Source organism: Snodgrassella alvi, from assembly GCF_002777425.1.
In the GTDB taxonomy this organism is placed as follows: domain Bacteria; phylum Pseudomonadota; class Gammaproteobacteria; order Burkholderiales; family Neisseriaceae; genus Snodgrassella; species Snodgrassella alvi_B.
Genome location: NZ_MDVC01000034.1, coordinates 1 through 1,724 on the forward strand (window position 1 = coordinate 1; position 1,724 = coordinate 1,724).

Below are 1,724 nucleotides of genomic sequence, written 5' to 3' on the forward strand. Positions count from 1 at the left end.
AAATTAGTACTCTTTTCTTTGGTCAATCCCATTTTACCTCGCAAGCCTGATGATTTTAGCTCCTCTGGAGATAATGTAGTTACATATACACCCTGAGGTTTGCCCTGAATAGAACCTTTTCCTCTAACACCTGGATCTTTTTTTCTAATTACACCGGATCCCATAATCCCGTTATATCCATCTTTACTTGTGTAGTGATAAACGCGAATAGCATCTAGCCCCCACGGATCAATCCAAGTCAACCCATTAGGCGCATACTGATACAGATTAAAACCACCCAGCAACCCAATCGGATCTGGCTGAGTAAAGCGTCCTATATCCGGATCATAGTACCTGAAAGTATTGTAATGTAAGCCGGTTTCTCTGTCTAAATATTGTCCCTGATATCTGAGGTTTTGCTCTATGGGTTCGTGTTCGATTTCATGAATTCGCTTACCCCATAACTGAAAGCTGCATTCCCACAATATTTTACCGTTTGCATCGGTTAGTTCTTCTGGACAGCCATTCAGGTCGGTGTGGAAATAGCGGATATGTTGTTCTTGGTTGCCGTCTGTGTCTATACGTGTCAGTGGTTCGTAGCTGTTCTGGTCTGTGTAGATATACAGGCTGGTGGGATGATTCGGACCAGTTTCCTGAATCATTCTTAACCCGTCCCACAGGAAGCGGGTACGGTTGTAGGGTTGGCCTTCGCGGTCTATCTGATGTTTTTCGATACGTCGGCCAAGTGCATCGTAGACATAGCCGTAACGCTGGCTGCGGCCTGTTTGCTCAATGCGTACTTCGCTCAGGCGGTGCTCGGCGTCGTAGTGGTAATGCTGGGTGGCGCCGATGGTCTGTTTGGTCTGAGTTCTGCCGTGCTCGTCGTAGCGGTAGTGGTGTCCTCTGAAATGCAGGAGCTGGTTACAGCGAATCAGGTTGTGGTTGCTGTAGTCTTCTCTGTATTTGCTGTCCAGCAGGTTGGCAGCGGCATCGTATTGCAGGGTTTCCCTGTAGGATTGGTTGTGGGAGCCTTCGATTCCTGCCGGCAACATCTATCTGTCTTAAATACCGGTAAGTTTTAATAGCTATTGTTTAAAAAAGAAAACTCTCTTTATCGTAAATATTTTCAGATAATAAAATTAAACAGATTCTTTCAGTGATAATCCGAAATCGATAAACCCTTCAGAACTTATAACAAGACACCATTTATTTGAAGAATCAAAAAAATAATGATGTTGAGGAATGTTTTCTATAGCAAGAGCAAGGAAACTATCAAATTGATTAAATTTTAAATGTACTGCAAAATTTAAAGATGAATCATTTATATAGTAAATATCCCCGCTTTCTCTAATTTTAGTAGATATATCATTATCTTCAATAAATTTTCTTATTGTGTATAACCAATTGGAATAACTTCCAAAAAGTTGCTTGCTTTTGTGTTTAAGAGTTTTTGACCAATCAATTTTTGTTCCTTTCCAGTCAAAAGAATTAGATAATTTATGTGCAATATTTTCCCAATTATCAACCAGCTCTGGTGGTTCTGATAATTGCGAAAGTTTCATTTTTATTTCATCATCAAGAGTCATGAGTCTCTCCGGGGCTTAGAAGGAAGATTAAATAGGCCTTGAAGTTTAGTTACTATTTGCGTGTTGATATTAGAACTTAAATACGCCTTATATTAAGGAGTATTTCATATTTACCGTCAGCATTTATTAAAGAATCTTTATAAATTTAATGTTCGAATT

2 protein-coding genes are annotated in these 1,724 nt (G+C 39.7%); both read right to left on the reverse strand.

The features are described from left to right. A partial coding sequence (locus BGI33_RS13960; RefSeq protein WP_180298961.1) for an RHS repeat domain-containing protein occupies positions 1-1,031 on the reverse strand: 1,031 nt, incomplete at its 3' end. A gap of 87 nt (positions 1,032-1,118) precedes the next feature. After that, a complete protein-coding gene (locus BGI33_RS03295; protein WP_100089928.1) occupies positions 1,119-1,565 on the reverse strand; it encodes a type IV secretion protein Rhs in 447 nt (148 codons plus the stop codon). Positions 1,566-1,724 lie beyond the last annotated feature (159 nt).

Excerpts from the sequence above, each read along its gene's own strand:
- BGI33_RS03295 (WP_100089928.1), bottom strand. The coding sequence starts at position 1,565 with ATGACTCTTGATGATGAAATAAAAATGAAACTTTCGCAATTATCAGAA.